General features: G+C 71.8%; 1 protein-coding gene and 1 pseudogene. Both read left to right on the forward strand.

The features are described from left to right. The first annotated feature begins 56 nt into the window (after positions 1-56). Positions 57-1,079 (forward strand): prolipoprotein diacylglyceryl transferase, encoded by a 1,023-nt coding sequence (gene lgt, locus Q6969_RS15265; protein WP_317231207.1) that lies wholly within the window; start codon positions 57-59, stop codon positions 1,077-1,079. Between the two features lie 103 nt (positions 1,080-1,182). Continuing rightward, positions 1,183-2,039, forward strand: a pseudogene (locus tag Q6969_RS15270) (glutamate synthase subunit alpha); the annotation flags it as partial.

Consider the following 2,039-nt stretch of genomic DNA (forward strand, 5'->3'; position numbering starts at 1 on the left):
CCCGCCGCGCCCGCCGAATCCCCTGCGAAAGTGAGCGCCATCCGTTGTTCGCCCCGATGAGCATCCCCAGCCCGGATCCGTCCGACACCCGGTTCGACGTCACGGCGTGGCTCCAGGGCTTCGGCATCGACCTGCCGCTCACGTTCGCCATCCACGCCTACGCGGTGTGCATCCTCGTCGGCATCCTCATCGCCGCCTGGCTCACGAACCGGCGCCTGGTGGCGCGGGGCGTCGAGTCCGGGACGGTCATCGACTTCACGCTGCTCGCCCTGATCCTTGGCATCGCCGGGGCGCGCGCGTTCCACGTGCTCACGCACCCCGGCGACTACTTCTTCGCGGGGGCGGACCCGCTCCGGGTCCTCTACGTGTGGGAGGGCGGCATCGCCATCTTCGGCGCGCTCATCGGCGGCGCCGTCGGCGTCTGGCTCGCCTCGAAGTGGACCGGCGTGCGCTTCTGGACGTTCGCGGACGCCCTCGCCCCCGGGCTCCTGCTGGCGCAGGCCGCGGGCCGCATGGGCAACTACTTCAACCAGGAGCTCTTCGGCACGCCCACGACCCTGCCGTGGGGGCTCGAGGTCGACCCGGGCAACGCCGCGTTCCCGGCCGGCCTCCCCGCCGGCACGCTGTTCCACCCCACGTTCCTGTACGAGATCGTGTGGAACGTGGCGGGCGCGCTGCTCATCATCCTGCTGGGGCGCGCGGTGCGCCTCCAGTGGGGTCGCGGCCTCGCCGTCTACCTCATGTGGTACGGCCTCGGCCGCATGGTGTTCGAGTCCATCCGCATCGACCCGAGCGAGATCATCCTCGGCATCCGCACCAACGTGTGGGCGGCGTTCATCGCGGTCGCGATCGGCCTGGTGCTCTTCATCGTGCAGACGCGCCGCCACGTGGGCAGCGAGCCGAGCGCGTACCTGCCCGGCCGCACCCCGGATGACGTAACCCGGCGCGCGAAGGCGGGTCGCGACGGCGAGGTAGCATCGGTGTACACGGATTCGGATTTCACCGACGGCGACGCCGATCGGGCATCCACCGGGTCGGACTCCCACGCTCTCCCCGCCACAAGCGGACGCGGCGCCTAGTCCCCAGCGCGGGCACCCCCGCGGTCACCGCCTCCTGCTCAGCGAGGCGGTCCCCACCACAGGGCCAGCGACGTCCCTCCGCAGTGCATCTAGGACGGTTCCCATGGCGTTCTCCTCCACCTCCCCTCCCGGCGGCGCGTTCCCCGCGAAGCAGGGCCTGTACGACCCCGCCTTCGAGAAGGACGCGTGCGGCCTGGCCATGGTGGCCACCCTGCGCGGCACCCCGGGCCACGACATCATCGTGAACGCGCTCGACGCGCTCCGGAACCTCGAGCACCGCGGGGCCATCGGCTCCGACGCGGGCACGGGCGACGGCGCGGGCATCATGACGCAGATCCCCGACGAGTTCCTCCGCGGCGTCGCCGGCTTCGACCTGCCGCCCATGGGGGAGTACGTCGTGGGCATGGCGTTCCTGCCCACGGACGACGCCGAGCGCGAGGAGCTCGAGGCGGGCATCGAGCGGATCGCCGCGACCGAGCGCCTCCGCGTCCTCGGCTGGCGCGAGGTGCCCGTCGACCCGTCCCACCTCGGCAACCTGGCGCGGAAGGCCATGCCCGCGTTCCGCCAGCTCTTCCTCGCGTCCGACGCGGCCGAGCCCGCCGACCGCCCCGCGGGGCTCTCCCTCGACCGGCTCGCGTTCCGCCTGCGCAAGCGCGCGGAGCGGGAGCTCGGCGCCTACTTCATCTCGCTCTCCTCGCGCACGCTCGTCTACAAGGGCATGGTCACGACGCTCCAGCTGGAGCCGTTCTACCCCGACCTCTCCGACGAGCGCTTCGCCTCGAAGCTCGCGATCGTGCACTCGCGCTACTCCACCAACACCTTCCCGTCATGGCCGCTCGCGCAGCCGTTGCGGATGATGGCGCACAACGGCGAGATCAACACCGTCGCCGGCAACCGCAACTGGATGCGCGCCCGCCAGTCGCAGCTCGAGTCGGAGCTGCTCGGCGACCTCGGGCCGCT

The organism is Clavibacter sp. MX14-G9D, assembly GCF_032917815.1.
GTDB lineage: Bacteria > Actinomycetota > Actinomycetes > Actinomycetales > Microbacteriaceae > Clavibacter > Clavibacter michiganensis_K.